The 22270-nt window shown below is 40.3% G+C and carries 13 protein-coding genes; 2 read left to right on the top strand and 11 right to left on the bottom strand.

The annotated features are described in order from the left end of the window. Positions 1 to 62: 62 nt before the first annotated feature. The 5 genes from ACYVQ1_RS08450 to ACYVQ1_RS08430 all read right to left on the bottom strand — a co-directional run bounded on the left by ACYVQ1_RS08450 (position 63) and on the right by ACYVQ1_RS08430 (position 17184). Positions 63 to 4862 carry a glycoside hydrolase family 70 protein gene (locus ACYVQ1_RS08450; protein ID WP_461250413.1) on the bottom strand — a complete coding sequence of 1600 codons (4800 nt, stop codon included), beginning with the start codon at positions 4860 to 4862 and terminating at the stop codon, positions 63 to 65. A 239-nt stretch (positions 4863 to 5101) separates the two neighbouring features. After that, a complete protein-coding gene (locus ACYVQ1_RS08445) occupies positions 5102 to 9673 on the bottom strand; it encodes a glycoside hydrolase family 70 protein (protein ID WP_461250412.1) in 4572 nt (1523 codons plus the stop codon). A gap of 425 nt (positions 9674 to 10098) precedes the next feature. Next, on the bottom strand, positions 10099 to 14580 hold the full coding sequence (locus tag ACYVQ1_RS08440; RefSeq protein ID WP_461250411.1) for a glycoside hydrolase family 70 protein: 4482 nt from the start codon (positions 14578 to 14580) through the stop codon (positions 10099 to 10101). A gap of 267 nt (positions 14581 to 14847) precedes the next feature. Beyond that, complete coding sequence (locus ACYVQ1_RS08435; protein ID WP_461250410.1) at positions 14848 to 15870, bottom strand: glycosyltransferase; 1023 nt, start codon at positions 15868 to 15870, stop codon at positions 14848 to 14850. Positions 15871 to 15903: 33 nt separating this feature from the next. Continuing rightward, positions 15904 to 17184 (bottom strand): carbohydrate-binding domain-containing protein, encoded by a 1281-nt coding sequence (locus ACYVQ1_RS08430; RefSeq protein ID WP_461250409.1) that lies wholly within the window; start codon positions 17182 to 17184, stop codon positions 15904 to 15906. Positions 17185 to 17503: 319 nt separating this feature from the next. Here ACYVQ1_RS08430 and ACYVQ1_RS08425 point away from each other — a divergent pair, with 319 nt between their 5' ends. Together ACYVQ1_RS08425 and ACYVQ1_RS08420 are read left to right on the top strand one after the other, a co-directional pair. Further along, positions 17504 to 18283 carry a polyphosphate polymerase domain-containing protein gene (locus ACYVQ1_RS08425; RefSeq protein WP_461250408.1) on the top strand — a complete coding sequence of 260 codons (780 nt, stop codon included), beginning with the start codon at positions 17504 to 17506 and terminating at the stop codon, positions 18281 to 18283. Next, positions 18276 to 18959: a DUF4956 domain-containing protein gene (locus ACYVQ1_RS08420; RefSeq protein ID WP_461250407.1), complete on the top strand. Its 684-nt coding sequence runs from the start codon at positions 18276 to 18278 to the stop codon at positions 18957 to 18959. The genes ACYVQ1_RS08425 and ACYVQ1_RS08420 overlap by 8 nt, the downstream gene beginning before the upstream one ends. A gap of 136 nt (positions 18960 to 19095) precedes the next feature. Here the strand turns inward: ACYVQ1_RS08420 and ACYVQ1_RS08415 are convergent, their stop codons facing one another. The 6 genes from ACYVQ1_RS08415 to hisA form a co-directional block, all read right to left on the bottom strand. Further along, complete coding sequence (locus ACYVQ1_RS08415; RefSeq protein ID WP_461250406.1) at positions 19096 to 19437, bottom strand: hypothetical protein; 342 nt, start codon at positions 19435 to 19437, stop codon at positions 19096 to 19098. Between the two features lie 156 nt (positions 19438 to 19593). Beyond that, positions 19594 to 19887 carry a hypothetical protein gene (locus ACYVQ1_RS08410; protein WP_461250405.1) on the bottom strand — a complete coding sequence of 98 codons (294 nt, stop codon included), beginning with the start codon at positions 19885 to 19887 and terminating at the stop codon, positions 19594 to 19596. A gap of 207 nt (positions 19888 to 20094) precedes the next feature. Further along, complete coding sequence (gene hisE / locus ACYVQ1_RS08405; protein WP_002884043.1) at positions 20095 to 20409, bottom strand: phosphoribosyl-ATP diphosphatase; 315 nt, start codon at positions 20407 to 20409, stop codon at positions 20095 to 20097. Positions 20410 to 20417: 8 nt separating this feature from the next. Beyond that, a complete protein-coding gene (hisI, locus tag ACYVQ1_RS08400; RefSeq protein WP_461250404.1) occupies positions 20418 to 20756 on the bottom strand; it encodes a phosphoribosyl-AMP cyclohydrolase in 339 nt (112 codons plus the stop codon). Beyond that, the gene (hisF, locus tag ACYVQ1_RS08395; RefSeq protein WP_461250403.1) at positions 20753 to 21511 is read right to left on the bottom strand and encodes an imidazole glycerol phosphate synthase subunit HisF; all 759 of its coding nucleotides are present in this window, start codon (positions 21509 to 21511) and stop codon (positions 20753 to 20755) included. Before hisF ends, hisI begins: the two co-directional genes overlap by 4 nt. A 1-nt stretch (position 21512) precedes the next feature. After that, a complete protein-coding gene (gene hisA / locus ACYVQ1_RS08390; protein WP_461250402.1) occupies positions 21513 to 22232 on the bottom strand; it encodes a 1-(5-phosphoribosyl)-5-[(5-phosphoribosylamino)methylideneamino]imidazole-4-carboxamide isomerase in 720 nt (239 codons plus the stop codon). Positions 22233 to 22270: the final 38 nt, after the last annotated feature.

The following is a 22270-nucleotide window of genomic DNA, read 5'->3' as shown; positions in this document are numbered from 1 at the left end:
TTTGACAATTTTTTACGAAAAAAGCAACCACAAAAGTGATTGACTTCTTTCATTCATTAATCTTAATTTGACACGTAGCCTTTACCTTGGGCGTTAAAGTATACCCATTGCCCTGAAGGAATTTTAACCCAGCGATTAATAGCCTTGTCACCTGTATGGACATCATAGTAAGAGATTGATCCATCAGGATTCATAGCTGTTGCCCCCTTCACTTGTTTACCAGTTTGGTCAAAGTAGAGGTGTTGTCCATTGATTGTCTGTTCACCGACAACTACTTCTCCTTTAGCATCAGCATAATACCAGTTATTGTCTCCGCTAGTGAAGAAAGTTGATACTAACTTATCTCCGGTAGCCCCATGGTAATATGAGCGAGTGCCATTAGCGTTTGTTGCAAAGCCACCTTTAACTTGCTTACCATCAGTACCAAAGAAGAGTTTTTGACCGTTGATAACTTGAGCTCCTGTAACGACATTACCCTTATCATCAGCATAATACCATTTATCATGACCAGTAGTGAAGAAGGTAGAAACCATCTTATCACCAGTATTCCAGTGGTAGAATGAACGACTACCGTCAGTGTTCGTTACGAAGCCACCCTTAACTTGACGACCATTAGTATCAAAATAGAGATGTTGACCATTGATAACTTGTGCACCTGTCACATTACGACCATGTGAGTCTGCGTAGAACCAGTTGTTGTCCCCAGTAGTATAGAAGCCTGGTGTATGTGCCTTAGTCACAACACCCTTAGCATCGATATTAAAGGTTTGACCATCAACTACTAGTGATGTATCAACAAGTTTCACACCTGTGATTGCATCGTAGTATGAAGTCGTACCATCAGGATTGTTCACGAACTCACCTTTAACTTGCTTACCTGACTCATCAAAGTAGAGCTCGTCACCATTGATGGTTTGGGCACCACGAAGAACATCACCATCATTGTTTGCATAGTATGTGGCATCACCAACTTGGAAGAAGCGGTTCTTAACTTGAACACCTTTTTCATTGAAGTAAAGGTTTTGTTTGCCTACCTTAGTAAATCCAGTGGCAACATAGCCCTTATCATTAGCGTAGTACCAATTACCATCTTGTTCAAAGAAGCCTGAGTACTTACGTTCACCTGAATCGCCACAGAAGAACATCAAATGTCCATCTTTAGTAGTAATGAAGATACCTTTAGCTTGGTAACCATTGTCATAGAAGTATTTTTCCTTACCTTCTACTTCAGTCAAACCTGTGGCCATGATTCCACCTTTGAACAAGTATTGGTAGAATTTTTCTTCTTTACCATTGTCATCTTTAACGGTAACTTCTTTCCAACCAGTTTGAGTCGTTAATTTACCTGATTTACCATAAACCAATGATTGACCTTTGGCATTTTTAATAACACCATCAGTAAACATCACACCATTTGGCAAGAAGAAATAGTTTGAACCATCGATAGCTTGTTCACCAGTTACGAGGTAACCCTTATCGTTAAAGTAGTACTGTTTGCCATTATATGTTACAAATTGGCTCTTAGCTTGAGTACCTGATGTTGTGTAATAAGTAACACCTGTACCATCATAAGCAAATCCAGTCTTAGCTTTTGTATCACCAGTCAAGGCAGCTGGAAGGAAGGTACCTTTATCATTAACGGTGAAGTACAATTTACCATCGCTGAGAACATAGTCAGAACCACGTTTTTGGATGTTTGTACCGTTAAAGTACTTAGCTTCCCATTGTTTAATCTTAACGGATGGATCAATTGTCTTACCTGACGCTTCCATAACTTCTTTGAAGATTTCTGGATAAAGTTTTTGAAGTTTATCCAGGAAGGCACCACCATACTGTGCTTGGAAATCCTTACCTGATGATTTGGTATTTGTCACATAGAGTTTATTAACCAAGCTAGTATCATCAAGCACCTTACCATGCGTATCTGTACGAGTAGCTGTCACTACTTCTTTACCTGGAAGGGTATACAATTGGTCTGGAACCCAGTCAGCAATGACTTGAATACCTTGTTTGTGAAGAGCCTTGAGGGCATCACGAAGGTCCTCTTTTGAACCGTATTTATTGTTTTTGCTCATGGCAAAGTCATAACGGTCTGTGAAGGCATAACCATTCTCAATGATAGAATCAAGGAAGGTTCCATCCTTAGATGAGACATATTGAGGTGCAATTTCAAATGATGTAATGCCCCATGACTTGAAGAGGTCTGCATTAGCTGCAATCAATTTATTAGTGTATTGACTATCTTCTTTAACAAAGTCTTGGAAGTTTGAGAAGCCTTCGTAAATCACTTGTGCTTCAAGTGCTGCAGAAGAGCTATAAACCTTATCCCCTTCCTTATAGGCTTTTGTTGATGGTTTAGCAAGAACGTTTTGATCGTCAGTCGCACCTACTGGTACCCATACTGAAAGGTAACCACTCATATCAACAGTCTTAAAGCCTTTGATTTCATCAGCTGTGAAGACAAGATTTCCTTGTGCATCTGTATATTTCACAACCTTAGTATCTGAATCATTCAACGATGACACGATACCTTTATCCGTACCAAGCAAGAGTGGACGGTAGGCTTGGTTCTTGTGGGCAGCACCCATGTTTACGGTAATCGTTTCACCATCTGCTAATTTCAAATCTGGGTTATTAGCAATAAGGGTCAACATACCAGAATTGCGACCGTATTTTCCACCTTCTGTATCAGTCTTAGACATCAAATCTTGACCATAACGGACAGAAACCAAAACTTCTTTATTGTCTTTAGCAGATGACACTCCATCTCCAGCAAGATTGTGGATATAAGATGTTTGTCCACCAGCTACATATTTAGGACGCGCTTTAAGAAGGGTTGTGATTTGATCAAAGTATGGTGATTTCTTAGCCATGTACTGACCATTATCAGTATACAAGTCTCCATAATAAACACGTGTTGCTGCACCCATTGTTTGAAGCATCAAAGCATAGGCAGCAGGAATATTTGAATGCGTATATTCCTTATCAACTTTCAACATATCAGCATTATAAATGTCAAAAGCTTGTTTCAATTGATCTAATGTGAAAGTAAATCCATCTGTTGTAGGATCAATTTTTTTGCTGATAATGTCTGCGATAACCGTTTGAACTTCTGAGTCATGTGCACGAACAAAGAGATAGGTTGCAAAACCAAGTTGATCATATGATGTAACTTCCGCACGGTTTGAAAGACCGAAATAACCACCGTTAATAAGGTCCTTCATTGATGCATTACGAGCACCTGTACCTTTATTAGTTACTGGACGAGTCAATCCATGAACAATAGACAAACGGAGACCATTATCCATAGAAAGGGCAGCCGTATTATGTTCGTCTACATAATATGGGTCATTTTGAGACCAAGCTTCAAGAATTGAGATATTAGCAAGGGCACGTGCTTCAGACTCATTGACCTTGTAAGCAGCCTTCATGTATGAAGACACTAATTGAAGCATATCGATGCTGACATTGTCCACAGCATCAACACGGATACCATCGAAGTGAGCATCTTTGTCCTTGTCTCCAAAGACGATTTGTCCCCAGTTCATGAAGTAATACAATTGGTTAAGCATTTCAGCTTGCACAATTGGGTTTGAGTTGTCGATATCGCTTGAAAGCAAGAACTCATAACCAGCATCACTACCACTCTTGATCTTATCGTTTGCCAAACGACTTGTTGCCGTTTGGTCAAGTTTACGGTAGTCTGAGTTAGCCCACTTCGTTAAATCACTATTAACAAAGAGGAGAGCCCCTTTTTGGAAGTGTTCTTTACCTGGAGATTCAGAGTTAATGTTCCATTTATCTTGGTCTTTAACAAAGGCCTCGATTGACTGACGTAACCAGTCTGTTGACTTATTAGCAGCAATCTTAACCTCAATCTTACGTTGAATGATTTGAGCAGCGGCATTCAAGCTAGCTTGAGAATTTTCAATCGTAAAGACATCTTTTGTTTCTTCACCATTGCTAAGAGCCTTAGTCATATAGTTCAAGTAAGCTACTTGAGTATCCTTATCAGGCCACCAAGACATCAAAAGTGGACGAAAATCTTTTTCAGTTGACGCTTTCCAAGTTGTTCCTGCTTCAAGGATTTCTTTTGGACGGTACCAACTATCAGCTGTCAAATAACCATCAACAAGTTCAAAGCTTGCTTTTGTTGAATCGTAGGCAGCATTATTTTTTGTAAAATCAGTGACAAGATTTGTTGTTTCTTGTGTGAATGAATAAGTTGATGTGCTTGAAAGGGCACCATTCTCATCAAAATAAAGGACCTGACCATTTACAGTAATGGCAAAGTTTTTCTTGTGTGATCCATCTTCTAAAAGATAGTAATATTTACCATCTTTTTCTTTTTTAATATTATCAAGTGATACAGCAGCCTTAATTTCAGCCTCTGAAAGCTCATTAGACTTTTCAGCCGTTGGGGCAGCAAGTCCAGCATTGGTTGCCACTTCCGTTGATGTAGCTGTTTCTGGTTTAGCTGCTACTTCTGGCTTAGCAGTCGTTTCAGGTTTTGCTTCAACCTCTACTGCTGTAGCACTGTCACTAGTTGTTCCTGAATTTGGTTGAACTGTCGTTTCAGCCGGTTTGTCAGCAGTAATTGCTGCTCGCTCTGTTGTCGTGGCATTTGAAGTATTTGCCACTTCAGTTGTTGCTCCTACCTCTTTTTCAACCACAGGATTTGTATTTTCCCCGACTGTAGTTGTTGAAGGTGAGGCATTAGAGTTATTTGTTTCTTCTGCCGAAACAAGTGAAGTTGTGGCAACACTACCACCAACAATGGTAGCCAAAGCTGCTGAAGCGACAGCCAAAGTAACCCACTGCTTCTTCACTTTGTGCAGTTTATAGCGTACTTTATTTTCCATATTCAATTTTTCCCCAATATATTTTTTGTCTTAAAATCTACACCTTAAAGACTTACTTATTATATCATTTTTTAGCGCCAAAAAAACTTGATAAATCTTATTTTAATGAGATTTTTACTATCTTAATACTAGATTAAAGAATCGTCATGTAATCGAATTGAAAGGGGATTTTCAAAAGGTTTTCTTGATATAAAATAGACATAAAAAAAGAGAACCGAAGTTCTCCTTTTTTAAATCAATTAGTTTAGTACTCTTGGTGGGTAAGCAAGTCCATTCTTATCAAAGTAAACGTAAACTCCTTGTTGGATTTCTACCCATGTGCTGACAGCTCTCTTACCACTATCACCATAGTAATAGCTGATTCGACCGTTACCAGCACTTACTGTTTGCCCTTTTACTTGTTTACCATCTTTAGCAAAGTAATAGGTATCGTCACCAATTTTAACTTCACCAGTTACTGACTTACCATTAGCACCGATGTAGTACCAATTGTTATCACCTGTTGTGAAGAATTCATTAGTCAAGCGTTCACCTGTTGCAGCATCGTATTTGCTATAAGTACCATCTGCATTCTTAACAACATCGCCCTTAACTTGGCTTCCATCTTTTTTAAAGTAGAGATGTTGACCATTAATAACTTGAGCACCTGTAACAGTCTTACCGTTAGCGCCCGCATAGTACCAAACATTGCCATCAGTTGTGAAGAATTCGTTAGTCACTAGCTCTCCAGAACCTTCTTTGTACTTGCTATAAGTACCATCTGCATTCTTAACAACGCCGCCTTTAACCTGACTTCCGTCTTCATTGAAGTAAAGTTTTTGACCATTGATAACTTGTGCACCCTTAGCAGCAACACCTTTTGCATTAAAGTGGTACCACTTACCTTCAATGTTTCTCCAAGTGTTCTTGATAGCATTACCAGTATGAGCTTCAAAGAAGTAAGTCTTACCTTTATAAGTTACCAACTTATCTTTAGCTTGGAATCCATCTTCATCAAAGTATTGTGTGAAACCATCAATGACAGTAAGACCTTTGGCCATGACACCTTCTTTAGTGAAGTAACGGAACTTCACAACCTTAGACTCTTTACCGTCTTTAGTTTCAGTAACGTCAAATTTAGTGTAACCACCCTTATACATTTGACCCTTAGCGTTGTAAAGGTAGGTATTACCATTAGCATCAACATAGTAGGCATTACTCAACATGATACCATTTGGCAAGAAACGATAAACATCTTTACCATTTGGTGAATATTCACCGTTTGTAATCATGTGACCACGAGCGTCAAAGTAATAAGTATTACCATTGAAGGTTACAAAGGCAGATTTAGCTTGAGTACCACTTGTACCGAAGTAAGTGATTCCTTTACCATCACATGAGAATCCAGTAATAACCTTTTCTTTGCCTGTCAATTGAAGAGGGACGAAGTTACCATCTTTAGTGACAGTGAAGTATTTACCAGTTGCTTCATCGCTAAGTACATAGCCAACACCACGTTCAAGAACGTTTGTTCCGTTGAAGTATTCAGCCTTCCATTGTTTCAATTTAACAGAATCATCAATTGGTTTACCAGTTGAGATCATGTTTACCTTGAACATTTCAGGGTACTTAGCTCTAAGCTCAGCCAAGAATTCACCACCGTATTGAGCTTGGTAATCTTTGCCTGATGACTTAGTGTTAGCCACATAAAGTGAATGATCGATGATAGCGTCTGCAATTTTACGGCCGGCACCATCAGTACGAGTTGCTGTTACAACTTCTTTACCTGGCAATTGGTAAATTTGGTCTGGAACCCAGTCAGCGATTGCTTGGATACCAGCCTTGTGAAGTGCTTTAAGAGCATCACGTAAATCTTCTTTAGAACCGTATTTATTGTTCTTACTCATAGCAAGATCGTAACGGTCTGCAAAAGCATAACCATTTTGGATAACTGAGTCAAGGAAGGTACCATCGTCAGCAGATACAAATTGAGGTGCCATTTCAAATGATGTTACGCCCCATGATTTGAACAAATCAACATTTTCAGCAATCTTACGGTTAGTATAAACTGAAGGATCTGAACCATCTGGAATAGTTTGGAAGTTAGAGAAACCTTCGTAGATCAATTGTGAATCATAAGCTTCAGTCGCTTTAAGAGTCAACTCTCCAGCTTTCTTAGCTTCTGTTGAAGGCGCTACTCGGATATCTTGATCATCTGAAGCTCCAACTGGAACCCAAACTGCTACGAAACCAGACATATCAAATGTTTCATAACCCTTGATGTCATTAGCACCGAAAGTCAAGACACCATTGCTGTCTGTTTCTTTCACATAACCTGCTGCGATTGCATCTGCATCAGATGTAAAGTTCTTGATACCATCAGCTGTACCAACAATCAAAGCACGGTATTTTTGGTTGGCATGGATTTTACCCATTTCAACGTTTAGCTTAGCCGACTGATCCAAAGTCAATTTTGGATTGTTTGCTACAAGTGTCACCTGACCAGATGTACGGCTGTATTTAGAACCTTCTGTATCATCAGCTGTCATGATGTCTTTACCATAACGTACTGAAGCGTAGACTTCATTTGTACGGTAAAGTTCAACATCTGAATTGTCCATCTTACCATCAGTTGGCAACCAGTATGAACGTTGCGCTTGTCCACCAGATACATACTTGATACGATTCTTCATCAAGTTAACGATGGTATCGTAGTATGGAGATTTGGTTTCCATATAGTGACCATCATCTGTATAAAGGTCTCCATAGTAGACACGCGTGATAGTTTCCATGTTTTGCAACATTACAGCGTATGCTGCTGGGATGTTGTTAAGGGTATATTTTTTATTGCTGCTGAGCATGTCTTTGTTGTAAATATCAAAGGCTTGCTTCATTTCAGCATCAGTGATTGTGAAACCGTCTGATTTTGGATTGATTTCTTTCTTGATGATTTCAGCAATAATATCTTGAACGTTATTATCATGGGCACGGATAAAGACGTAGTTTCCTGACGCATCTCCGTATTTCTCGTTGTATTTACCGATTGTAGACTGTTTAACTGTTCCGTCTTCGTTATAGGCCTTGCTTCCATCTTTGTTAATCCAATCAGTCTTTTCATCACGTTGTGTCGTGTTGAAAGTATTATTATACAAAGGACTTACAGCTGGTGTACGTTCTTTGATTGGTTTAGCCAATGAGAAGAGGAGAGCCAAACGTTGTTTGTTTTCCATAGCAAGCGCAGCACCATCTGTCTTGTCATTGTAGTGGTTGTCATTAAGACTCCATGCTTCAAGGACTGAGATGTGGGCAAGAGCTTGCGCCTCAGATTTATTTACACCATAGTACTCACGGAAGTAGTTTGTGTAGAGTTGAAGCATGTCTGCATTGACATTATCTACCGCGTCAACACGGATACCATCGAAGTTAGCATCCTTGTCACCCATAACGATTGAACCCCAGTTCATAAGGTAGTGGATTTGGTTCAATTGTTCCGCTTGAACAACTGGGTTTGACAAATCTACGTCATTAGCTAGCAAGAAGTCGAAACCACCCATGTGGTTTGGATCTGATTGCTCATCAAGAACCGATTTATCAATTGTACCAGTCTGGTTAGTCGCTGTACGGTTCAAAAGACGATAATTAGAGTTCGCCCATGGTGTACGTGAATCATTTACATAAAGAAGGGCCCCACCTTGAAGGTGATCTTCGCCACCACCTTTAGAGTAGTTTTCAGTTTCTTTGTTCCATTGTGGTTGTGTCTTAACAAAGGCAGAGATAGTTTCACGCAACCATTGTGTTGATTTTTCAGCCTGAATCTTTTGCTCAATCTTGATTTGAATGTCCTTAGCAGCACGTTTCAAGTCTACTTGCTTATCTGTGCTAGTGTATTTAGCATCCAAATTGAATACTTTAGACATGTAGTTCAAGTAGTTAACTTGTGTATCTACATTTGGCCACCAAGCCATCAAAAGTGGACGGAAATCTTCTGCAGTTGATGCTTGCCAAGTTACACCATCTTTGATGATAGAAGCTGGACGGTACCAGCTATCTGCAGTCAAATAACCATCAATCAATTCAAAGCTAGCTTCAGATGAATCGTAGGCACGGTTATTTATTGAGAAACCATCAACAATATTTGTTGTTCCTGGTGTGAAAGAATATGTTGATGAGCTTGTAAGAGCACCATCTTTACCGAAGTAAAGCAATTGGCCATTTACAGTAATGGCAAAGTTTTCTTTGTGTGAACCATCTTCATTAACATAGTAATATTTACCATCAATGTTTTTGATGTTTTTCAAGGAAAGCGCAGCTTCTACTTCTGAATCTTTCAAAGCAGCTTCTGGCGCTTTAACTTCTGTGTTTACAACTTCAGCCTTAACTGTAGCTGGTTGTTCTTTTGCTTTTTCAGTTGTAACAGCTGGTGCATCTGTTGTCACAACTGCTTCTTTATTTGGCACAGCTGCCACTGCTACATCAGTAGTAGTTGTTGCTGTTGTAGCTACATCAGCTGTTGCTTGTACGTTAGTTGTAGCCCCTGCTTCTGCTGCATTTGTTTCTTTTGCAGGTGTTAAAATATCTGCTTCTTTTGTATTTGTATGTTTAGCGACTTCTTTTGTTGCTTCTGTTGAAGTTACTTCAGTAGACGAAACTAAGTCAGCTGTTGTATCTGAATTTGGTTGCGTTACAGTCTTGTCTTGTGTTTCATCCGCTGAAACTGATGACGTTGTTGCAGAAAATCCCCCTACGACAGTAGCGAGCGCTGCAGATGCAACTGCAATTGTAACCCATTGCTTCTTAACTTTATGAAGCTTATAGTGTACCTTTTTTTCCATTATAATTTTCCCCGTGATTTTATTTGTCAAAATCAGACTGAAATCTATCCGATTTCAAACAATTACATTATATCATTATTTTCTAACTATTTCTCAAATTAATTGTTTTTTTATAAAATATATGTAATATAATAGTAATATTAGAAAAGTTTTTTAATACGCCTGTTTCATAGGTTTTCAATTCTCATTTTTACATCATTTGATAACTGAAACTATTTTTTAGAAAATGTCTAGAATACTTGATTTAATAACATTTGTAGCCTTTCTGACTCAAAATTGATATTTGTCTGATTTTTTTCTTTAAGGAGCAAAAAAAAGTGAAATTTCTTTAAACGATTCTCGTTTTCAAGAAATTTCACCTATAAATTCATGTCAAATCATATCGTTTTTCACTTAATCTCTCAGATTAAGATTAGATTGTTTGATTATTTATCGAAATCAGCATAACCATTTTCATCGAAGAAGACAGTCTTACCGTCTTGGAAAGTGATCCATGTGTTTGTCACACGTTCGCCAAGAACTGATTCGTAGTATTCTACTCCTTTTGGTGTGCTAATAGGGCTACCTTTAACTTGGCGTCCCAATTTATCAAAGTAATATTCTTTACCATCGATATTTTGGCGTCCTGTTACAACCTTACCGTCTTTGAAGTAGTACCAAACATTGTTACCAGTTGTCAAGAAACGGTTATTGAGACGCTCACCTGAATCTTTATCATAGTAAGAGAGTGATCCGTCAGCATTCTTAACAAAGTCACCTTTGACTTGACTACCATCTTCTTTGAAGTAATAGTTTTTACCACCAACACTATAGGCACCTGTCACGATTTCACCATTATCTTTGGCATAGTACCATGTCTTACCACCATCAAGAGTGAAGAAATCAGATTTTACTTGGCTACCATCAGCATTGAAGTAATAGTTAAGGTGGTCAATCGTTTGACGACCTGTAACAAGGTTACCATCCTTATCAGCATGGTACCACTTGCCGTTCACTTCGAAGAACTTGTCTTTTACTTTATAACCGTTATCTACAGTGTAGTAGCTGATCTTACCGTTTTCAGTAACAAAATCACCTTTAACTTGGGCACCATTTGCACGGAAGTAATAGTCGTGACCATCCAAAGTAAGGGCACCTGTCACATTTTTACCAGCTGCATCACGATAGAACCATGTTGAGCCATCAGTTGTGTAGAATTCACCCTTCGTAGCTTGTGCATAGCCTTGATCGTTGAATTCATACCAGATACCATCGATTTCTGCCCAACGGTTCTTATAAGCGTTACCAGTATCTTTGTCAAAGAAGTAAAGTTTACCATCTGGAGTAACATACTTCATCCCTTTAGCTTGGTAGCCATTTTCGTCAAAGTATTGCAAGCCACCCCAAATTTCTTTAAGACCTACTGCCATAACACCATCTGGATCAAAGAAACGGAATTTAGTTTGTGTTTCTGATGTACCAGGAATTGGAATATCAAAAGCATAGTAGCCATTCTTATACTGCTCACCGAAGTTGCTGAAGAAATATTGTTTACCATCTTGCTCGTAAACGGCATTACGTAATTGAATACCATTTGGCAAGAAGAAGTAAGTCTTACCATTAATTTCTTGACGACCAGTAAGCATGTGACCATCTTTATCGAAGTAATAGTAATAACCACCGTGTTTGATGAAGGCGTTCTTAGCTTGGAAACCACTGTTATCAAAGTAAGCCATACCTTTACCATCATAGTAGAAACCAGTCTTACCACCTTGGTCTGTCAATGGTTTAGGCAAGAAGATACCATTTTCATCAACATGGTAGAAACGACCAGTAGCATCGTTGCTAAGAACATAACGGTAACCACGGTTTAGGATGTTAGTCGCATTGAAGTATTTAGCAGACCATTGCTTGATTTTCTCTGAAGTATCAAGCGTCTTACCGTTTGAAACCATAACTTCCTTGAACATTTCTGGGTATTTTTCCTTAAGCATATCAAGGAATTCACCACCATATTTAGCTTGGAAGTCTTTACCAGATGACTTGGTATTAGCAACATAAAGAGAGTTGTTGATATATGCACCCGCTTTAGGATCACCGTAGCTATTTGCACGTGTCGCTGTTACTACTTCTTGTCCTGGCAATTGGTAAATTTGGTCTGGAACCCAGTCAGCGATAGCTTGAATACCTTGCTTGTGAAGGGCCTTAAGGGCATCACGAAGGTCTTCTTTAGAACCGTATTTGTTATTCTTACTCATAGCAAGGTCATAACGGTCTGAGAAGGCATAACCATTTTGGATAACTGAGTCAAGGAAGGTACGATCGTCTGCAGATACGTATTGAGGTGCCATTTCAAATGATGTGATACCCCATGACTTGAAGAGTTCTGCATTTTCTGCGATCAACTTATTAGTGTATTGACTATCTTTTTCAACAAAAGCTTGGAAGTTAGAGAAACCTTCATACATAACTTGTGAGTCAAGAGCTTCTGTTGCTGAATAGGTCTTAGCTTGTTTTTCGTTTGAAGCTTTAACACGGAGGTCTTGGTTATCAGGTGTACCAACTGGTACCCAAACACCCAAGTAACCATCCATATCTACAGTCTTGTAACCCTTGATTTCATCACCTGAGAAGGTCAAATTACCTTCAGCATCAGTGTACTTGACTTTACCTACTGCTGCCGCATCACTTTGGTAAGAAACAATACCCTTATCAGTGCCAAGGAGCAATGGACGGTAGGCTTGGTTAGCGTGAAGTTTACCCATGTTAACTTTCAACGTACCATCACCCAATGAGAAGTTTGAGTCATTGGCAATAAGAGTCAACATACCTGAATGTTTGCTAGTTTCAACACCCTTAGTCTGATCAGCAGACATGATGTCTTTACCGTAACGTACTGAAGACAAAATTTCCTTGCCACCAAATGAATCAACCTTCATTGATTGACCACCTGAAACATACTTCATGCGGTTAGTCAAAAGTGTTGTGATAGCATCGTAATATGGTGATTTCTTAGCCATGTATTGACCGTCATCTGTGTAGAGGTCACCATAGTAAACACGTGTTACCAACTCCATGTTTTGAAGCATGAGGGCGTAGGCAGCTGGAATATTGCTCAATGTGTAGCGTTTGTCAGCTTTCAACATGTCTTCGTTGTAAATTTCAAAGGCACGCTTCAATTCAGCATCGGTCATTGTGAAACCATCAGATTTAGGGTTGATTTCTGACTGAATGATGACTTTGATGATATCTTGAACTTGGTTATCGTGGGCACGTGGGAAGATGTATGAAGCTTGAGTATCACCGTACTTAGTGTTATTTGTACGGTCAGTAAGACTGTCAGTAATCAAGTTGTTCAAACTTCCACGGTTACCACGTGTTGTCAAGTGGGTCAAAACAGCTGTACGGAGTTTATTGTCCATAGCAAGGGCAGCTCCGTCTGTTCTTTGGTTATAATCGTTATCGTTGAAGTTCCAAGCCTCAAGAATAGAGATGTGGGCAAGCGCATTTGCTTCAGATTTGTCCACACCAAAGGCTGCACGGAAATAGTTTGTATAGACTTGGAGTAGGTCAGCGTTGACATTATCTACCGCATCGACACGGATACCATCAAAGTTAGCATCCTTGTCTCCCAAAACGATCGAACCCCAGTTCATGAGGTAGTGGATTTGGTTCAACTGCTCAGCTTGAACAACTGGATTTGAAGTATCCACATCGTTGGCAAGAAGGAACTCATAACCACCAAGGTCTTTACCTGTACCATTAAGTGAACCATCTTGGTTACTTGGTGTACGGTTAAGAATACGATAGTTTGAGTTAGCCCATGGTGTAACATCACTATTCACAAAGAGAAGGGCTCCACCCTGAAGGTGGTCAGCTAGTGTATAGTTTTCTGTTGCAACACTCCACTGCTCTTGTTCCTTAACAAATGAAGAGATTGCTTGACGAAGCCATTCTGTCGATTGTTTCGCAGAGATTTCTTGCTCAATCTTAATTTGGATAGTCTTAGCCGCTTCATTCAATAGGGCTTGACTTTGGTTAGTTGAGTAAGTTGTATTGAGGTTGAAGTGTTTAGCGAAAGTATTGAGGTAGGCTACTTGCGTATCTACATCAGGCCACCAGGCCATCAAAAGTGGACGGAAGTCTTTCTCAGTTGATACACGCCATTTTTCACCATTTTCCAAAATAGTGACTGGACGGTACCAGCTGTTTGGTGTCAAGTACCCATCTACCAACTCGAAGCTCTCCTTCTTAGAATCGTAAGCACGGTTATGTGAAGAGAAACCATCAACCAAGTTAGTTGTTCCTGGTGTGAATGAGTGTGTTGATGTGCTTGTCAAAGCACCGTCTTTACCGAAGTAAAGCAACTGGCCATTTACTGAAACAGCAAAGTTTGTTTTGTATGAACCATCTTCTTTGACATAATAGTATTTACCATCAACTTGTTTGATGTTGTCCAAAGAGAGTGCTGCTGTTTCTTCTTTTTCAGTAACACCAGATTTTGGTTTTTCAGCTACTGTAAGCGTCGTATCTGTCGCTACAGTTGCATTTGCTGGTGTTTCTGTAGCACCATTAGCTACTGCTGCACGATCAGTCGCTACTGGTGCTGCCGTATTAGCAGTTGTGTCAGTTGTAGCCGTTGCTGGTGTTGGAGTTGCTACAGTATCTGTAGTTGCTGCCTTGTCATTTGTTACTGCTGTAACATCTGTCGTAGCAGTTGCTGCTGGAGTCGCTACTTCATGCGTTTCGACCACAACATCGCTTTCAGCTGTCGTAGTAGCAACTGGTTCTGTTGTTTCATCGGCTGAAACCTTTTGATTAGCTACTGTAGCACCGCCTACAATAGAGGCAAGTGCTGCCGAAGTGACGGCAATCGTCACCCATTGCTTCTTAACTTTGTGAAGCTTGTAATGTACCTTTTTTCCCATTTTAGGTCCTCATTTCATTTTCCTAGTTTGAATGAAAATCTACATAATTCAAACATTTTCATTATAGCATATTTTTTTCAAGCATTTGGAGACTTTATCAGACCTTTTAACTTTTTAATCATAATGTAAATTGAAAAACATTTCGACAAATATTAAAAACTACCGAATCTAGAAAACGGTAGTCTTTTTCTATTTTTTAGGAAAGTTTTTAGAGGTCATTGATTAAGCTACCTCTATGCAATCAGTTGGCAATTTTCAAGCCAGCTATTAAGCAAAAACCACGTTATGTTGAACCCTGTAACTGACTAAAAAGAGCAAGGTTTCTGTGACCAATTTTGCCAGAACTAGTCCCAAACCAATGGCAACTAGACTACTAAGTAAGAAATAATTACAAGCCAAGAGAACCAGGACCAACATAAAGTAGCGAACACTCGATCTAAAGAGGGAGCTTGTCGGATTGAAGACCACATTAGCGTTTAGTAGATACTGGCTGGAAGCCGAAATCACTCGAGCTAGCACGACCGAAAGGAAGAGATTTTTCGTCAAGGCAAAGAGCACAAATAAGGCGGTTGCATCAATGACTGAGGCCAAGACGGCCGTGCCAGAGAACTTTAAAAAAGGGCTGTAAATACGGATGGAATCACGAATGGGCCGAAAGTGCGAGCTTTTATTCTCCTCCAGATAAACGGTCTCGATTGGGACTTCAGAGATTTGGTGGCCTGACTTCTTGGCTTCAAGCAACATGTTAAACTCGTACTCAAAACGATTGCCATCCAGATTAAGAAGCCATGGAATTAGGTCTGTTGATATCCCCCGTAGTCCTGTCTGAGTATCCGTTACCTTCTGACCAGTTACTAGACGAAAGAGCCCCGCAGTCACTTTATTTCCAAAGCGGCTTCGTGCTGGCACTTTACCAATAAAGGCACGCGCACCCAAGATAAGATTTCTTGGATTTTCCTCGGTCGCCTTGGCTACACGGACAATATCCTTAATCAGATGCTGACCATCGCTGTCAACTGTGACAATAGGTTGAGCCGAAAGGTGCTGACCGACTACTTCTTCTTGAATGTGAGCAAAGGCTGTCTTGAGAGCTGCTCCTTTTCCTTTATTGATAGGATGGGTAAGGACAGTCGCTCCAATAAAAGCCGTTTCGTCGTAATAGTCGTTATAGCGTGGGCCACTCCCATCATTAACAACAATAATACGGGCTTTAGGGAGTTTTATAGTAATATCTTGAACCACCTGAATCAAGCGTTTGTCTGGTTCATAAGCTGGAATAATAATATACATAGGCACTTCCTTTCTGTTTCATCCTATGACTCTTTAGTGACCTCCGCCAAAGCCACCTGGTTGCCCACCACCTTGGGGACCACCGTCACCTTGAGGGCCACCGCCGCCAGGCATTGAGTTTTCAATCTTGGTTTGTTTTTCACCATTAATGGTAATATCACCACCGGTATAGGTCGCTGAACCGTCGAAGTCAAAGCCAGACTGACCAGTCAAATTGATCGTTCCACCCGATACAATAATATCACCGTTAGAATCGATTGGGTCTGTATCGCCCTGGCCAACCTCAACATTTAGGGTTCCATCGGTCATCTTGAAGAAAATCTCACTTTGACTGGCATTAGCATTGGCCGTATTGACACCATCATCCGTCGCATAGACATCGATATTTCCACCATTGATGGTCACAGATTTACCTTCGATACCTTCGGTTGATTTTTCAACCTTATAAGTACCATTATCAATGATCAGGTCGCCGGACGCATGAATACCGTCGTCACCAGCCTTAATGGTCATGGTATTGTCAGACAGATACATGGTCCCTACCGATGTGTCGTCATCAGTGTCGACCTTAACGCCATCTTCTTCCGCTTCAATAATCATGGTTGTTCCTGTGATATTAAGTTCATCATTGACATTGAAGGCATCGCCAACTGAGGTAATCTTATAGGTCCCCCCATTCATATGAAGACTGCCATTTGCTTTAATACCGTTGTTTTTCTTGGCATCAATGTTTAGAGTACCTGACCCATTAATGGTCAAATCTCCCTTAGAGAAAATCACGGCATCCGCATCTTCATCACTATTAGAACTTGAATCAGAGAGGGTGCTAGTGGTTCCATCTTTAAGCGTTAGGTAGACATGCCCGGCTTTTGTAGCGTTGATTGGTGCATTTGTATTTGTCATGGTAGCACCATCTAGAACAATATGGACATCATCTGAATCCCCAGCATCCACCTTGATTTGCACACCATCAGATTTTCCAGAAATGACGTAAGTTCCAGCTTTGGAGATGGTTACGGTTGAATCTGATACCGTTACGCCATCACCTGAAACATCCGCAGATGAGCCTGATAACTTAATCTTAGAGGCAGAACTTTCATCATAAGTTGTGTCTGAATCTTTTGAAGTAAAATAGTTGCTGTTGTTATTAGTCGTTTTCTTACTAGTTGTTGCGGTTACAGCACTCGTTTTTGATGTCGTGCTTGACGTCGTCCCCGTTGCTTGACTGTTTGATTGGCTACAAGCTGTCATGACTGTTAGGGCTGTCGCACAGGTTACTAAAGTCGTCCATTTTTTTAGTTTTTTTGATTTCATATTTTTCCTCTCGGGTTCGTTTTGATGATTACAGTTTACGGGACTTAACTAAAACATTTCTGAAGGTTAACTAAAACTTTTCTTAAGTTAAGTTTAGTGAAAGTTTGGCTTAGGACTTCTTTCAGAAAAGTCCCATAAACTAATAGGCGAGCAAGCAAGAGCTATGAAATGGTTCTTGTCCGCTCAACTTTTTACTATAAAACAAAAACATTAAAACAATAAGGCGACTGTTTAGGGATAGGTTTGCTACCACAAGCCCCCCTATTTTCCTAAGAGTTGCTTAACGGCTTTGTATCTTATCTATAAAAGGAGTTTTTTCATGGTTAAACAATTGGAAACACGTTTTAAACGTATTGAAACGAAATATGTGGTCTCAAAGGATAATCTCGAGGACCTGCTCACTGATCTTAAGGAGTATTTGGTAGAGGATGATTATCCGACATCTACCATTTCAAATATTTACTTTGATACGGATAATTTTGACGTCATCCAAGATGCCTTAGATGGTAATCACCGTCAAGAGAAAATCCGCATGCGTACCTACCTAGCCAATCCCAAAATTGATAGTAAGGTTTTTCTAGAGGTCAAAGCCAAAGATGAGGAGGGAATCGGCCATAAGTTTCGCCTCGTTTCAACTCCCCTTGCCATCACTAACTTGATGACAGACGGTAAGAATGATGGTCAAATCACTGATCGTCAGCTCTTGCAAGATATCCATCAGTTACGCCAGCGCTATGATGAGGGCCTCAAACCTCGCATGTATATCTACTACGACCGTTTTTCAATGAAAGAAAAAGAGACTATCCAAGGCTATACCTACAATAAAGTTCGTGTTACCCTTGACCAAAATTTGACTTACCGTGATGAAGACGTCAGTCTCTTTAAGGGAAATCATGGGTTTCCCCTTCTTGATGAAGATACGATTATCATGGAAATCAAGTCACCTGGCCAAAAGCCAGACTGGCTTCAATCTATCTTAGACAAACATGGTTTGAAAGAGCAGAAATTCTCAAAATACAGCTGTGCCTATCATAAGTCTCAAGGTCTAGATTACGGGCCACATCCAGTTCAAGAAAAAGGAGCTGCTGCCTATGTCTAATCTCTTCAATTCTATCTTTAATGATGCAACCGCAACTGCAAGTCCCCTTCAACTCATGCTGGCCTTACTGGTCAGCCTCGTTTTAGGCTTGGCCCTAACCTGGACTTACAAATACCGGACCCTTTACACCAGAGAATTTGCCATCAGTTTAACCCTACTTCCATGTTTGATGACCCTAGTTATCTTCCTTGTCAATGGTAGTTTGGGGACCTCTATCGCCGTGGCGGGGACCTTTAGTCTCATTCGTTTTCGTTCGGCTACCAGTGGTTCCAGAGAACTAATCGCCGTCTTTTTGGCCATGATTATTGGTCTGGCATCTGGGACAGGCTATCTCTTACTAGCCGTCCTCTTCACCGCCTTTCTGTTGGCAGTTTGGCTCCTTTTGGAAAATCGTCAAAGTCGTACGGACAACCAACGTCGTAGGCTCCTGACCATTAATGTCTCCCATCAGGACTTGATTGATCAAAAAATCACTAAAGCCTTACTCAATTTCACTAGCGAATGTGACCTAATCTCCCTTAACACCACAGGTGGAGGTGAGACCATGCAACTGGTCTACGAAGTGGACTTGAATCCTCAAGTGGACGACTTCCAATTGACGAATCACCTGATCTCAAGCATTGAAAATTGTGACCTTGCCCTAACCAAAAAAGCTAAAAAGAAAAAGAATTTGTAAGACAAAAAGACATCTCCAACTAGTTTTTGGAGATGTTTTTGCATGTTTTGAGGTTAACATTTTCACTTAGCTATAACCCTCACTTCTAATACCCTAGTATGACATACTAGATTATCGGCAGAAAGTAAAATATCTGCTAATCATATTCATATGGGATAACCTTACCATCTTGTACGTTAAAAGTGTGGTGGATGTACTTGTCCTTGTTATAATCACTACTATCTTCATCAGTTGAGAAATAATAAAATTCGTACTCTCCGTCTGGTAGTTTGCTAGCATCTAGTTTATTCGCTGCCTCTTTTAAATCGTTCTTACTAGTATTTTCTGTATCGCCTACTTCTATTCTCATAGTGACAAGGTGTTCATCAATCATTGTTTGGTAGGGAATTTGATAATACCCATAAAAATCATTCTTCCCATTTTTACGGTTTTCTTCAGCTAAATGAGCTTTACGATTATTAGCTTCTTGATCTATCAAAGTATTATCACTGAAGGAGAATTCTTCAATATCAAGGTCTAAAGATTGCTTTTTAAGTTCCTTGAAGAGTTTTTGCTCTTCTTTTTTTACAGATTTTTGTTGTAAATAGGTTTGCGAGTAAAGGCCAGGAGTCTCATATTCCTCACGATCAATTGTCTAGTCCAGGTTAAAAGTAATTTGTGAATCTAATGATATGGTTTGATTATCGTAGGTTTCTTCTGAATAGATATAATCGACATAAATGCCTGCACTATCTAGAATTATCTTTTTGATATTCTTAACTTGGACCTTCCCCTTAAAACCATTATGAGCCAAGATTTTTTGCGTTTTTTCCTTGGCTTTTGAGTAAGAATTTGGAAGTATAACTGTACAACCAACTAAAAGACTAGAACAGAGAAGGACAATAACTAAACGAGAAAGAGTTATGATATAAGGAGTTAGTTTCTTCATAAGACATCCTTCCTTTCCTCAATCATTTGTAAAAACAAGCACACCGAATCTTTCAAAATAAACAAGTTTTCTTCACTTTTATTATAGCATTTTAAAGCGCTTTCCCATGGTAGTTATAGGAACAAAATGATTAAAATTCCTCTAGCAAAAAAGCCCGAAGCATCACTTCAGACTTTTCATCTTGGTTCAAATCGGTTGAGATAATCCTCAATAATCCGTTACTTCTTTTCGGTCATGGACATTGCTTTGCTTGCCTTGACGTGCTTTAAGTACGGCTTCAACGTCTTCAGGGCTGACCCCTGTTTCAACGAGCATGACTGCTAGGTGATAGAGGACGTCTGCTGTCTCGTTGGCAATTTCTTCTTTATCAGCATTCTTGGCTCCGATAACAACTTCTGTTGCTTCTTCGCCAACCTTTTTAAGAATCTTGTCTAGGCCCTTGTCAAAAAGGTAATTGGTATAAGACCCCTCTTTAGGATTTTTTTTACGATCTAAGGCTTCCTTATAAAGTGTTTCTAACATAGCTACTCCTATCTATCTTGATTGTCATCATATATATCCGTAAAGAAACAGCTGTAGGCTCCTGTATGACAGGCTGCTCCTTCTTGTTCAACGGCGATAAGTAGGGTGTCCTGATCACAGTCAGTCTTGATGCTTTTGACATGTTGAAAATGACCAGATGTGGCGCCCTTATGCCAAAGCTCATTTCTGGAACGGCTCCAGTAATGCATTTGTTGAGTCTCAAGGGTCAACTGATAGGACTCCTCATTCATATAGGCCAACATGAGCACCTGTCCCGTCTTGTAATCGGTCACAATGACTGGCACCAGTCCTCCTTGTTTGTCAAAATCAAGTTTAACCTCTGTCATTGTCTCACCTCAATTCCTGCTTTTGCCAAGACTTGTTTGGTTTCACCTATATTTACCTCACCGAAGTGGAAGATAGAGGCTGCCAATGCACCAGTCGCTGTTGTCTTTTCAAAGACTTCGACAATGTCCTCAATATTTCCCGCGCCACCAGAAGCAATGATTGGAACATCGACGACTTCTGCCACACGATTAAGCATTTCCAAATCAAAACCAGACTTGGTGCCGTCCTTGTCCATACTGGTCAAGAGAATTTCTCCAGCCCCCAAGGCGACGACTTCTTGAGCCCATTGAATGAGATCCCTACCTGTGTCCTTTCGTCCTCCTGCCACAAAAACATGCCAACTCCCATCAGCCATCTTTTTAGCATCAATCGCAGCCACGACACACTGATTCCCGAATTTTTGAGCACAATCAGCGATTAGTTGAGGATTGACAAGGGCTGAGGAATTGACAGCAACCTTATCAGCACCGGCTTTGAGCATCTTGTTCATGTCTTCAACTGAACGGATACCACCACCAACTGTGAAGGGGATAAAGACCTGATCGGCGACGCGTCGCACCATGTCAACCGTTGTTTCACGATTATCTGAAGTCGCTGTGATGTCCAAAAAAACAAGTTCGTCACAACCAGCCTCATAATAGGCACGCGCAGAATCAACAGGATCACCAACATCTGTCAGATTCACAAAATTAACCCCCTTGACGACACGTCCATCCTTGACATCCAAACAAGGAATAATACGTTTTTTAAGCATATTAACCTCCGAAAGACTTGAGCTGGTCTAAAGTGATATTACCGTTATAGTAGGCTTTACCGACAATGGTTCCTGCCACACCAATCTCTTGTAGGTGATTTAAGTCGGCTACCTCTGCAATCCCACCTGAAGCGATGACTTTAGCGCTTGTGAGTTCAGATACCAAACGTTTGTAGTGATCAAGATTGGGTCCTGTCAGTGTGCCATCTCGATCAACGTCTGTATAAACAAAGAGGGTTACGCCCATCTTTTCCATTTCCTTGGCCAAGGTGATGTAGTCCACATTACTGGTTTCCAACCAACCTTCGGTAGCGACGAGACCTGCCTTGGCATCTATACCCACGACAATCTTATCGGCACCAAATTCCTCCAAAGCTGCTCTTACGAAGTCTGGATCTTTAACGGCCATTGAACCGATAATGATACGGTCGATGCCAACTGCCAAATAGTCACGAATCTGCTCCAAGGTACGGATACCGCCACCAACTTCGATGCCAAGTCCAGAAACCTTCTTGACCTCTGCAATCAAGTCACGGTTAGTGGCACGACCATCAAGGGCACCATCCAAGTCAACAACGTGAATAAATTCAATGCCCGCATTCTTAAAGGTCTTTGCTTGCTCAATAACATCTGGATTGACAACGGTTTGTTGGTTGAAATCTCCTTTGAAGAGACGAACAGCCTGTCCATCCTTAATATCAATTGCTGGTAGAATTTGCATCTCCCCTACCATCCTTTCTAACTAAAAAGTCTTTGTGC

It is taken from the genome of Streptococcus parasalivarius, assembly GCF_054785155.1.
The sequence above is the reverse complement of the archived record's forward strand: the minus strand, read 5'-3'. Positions and strand labels throughout refer to the sequence as shown.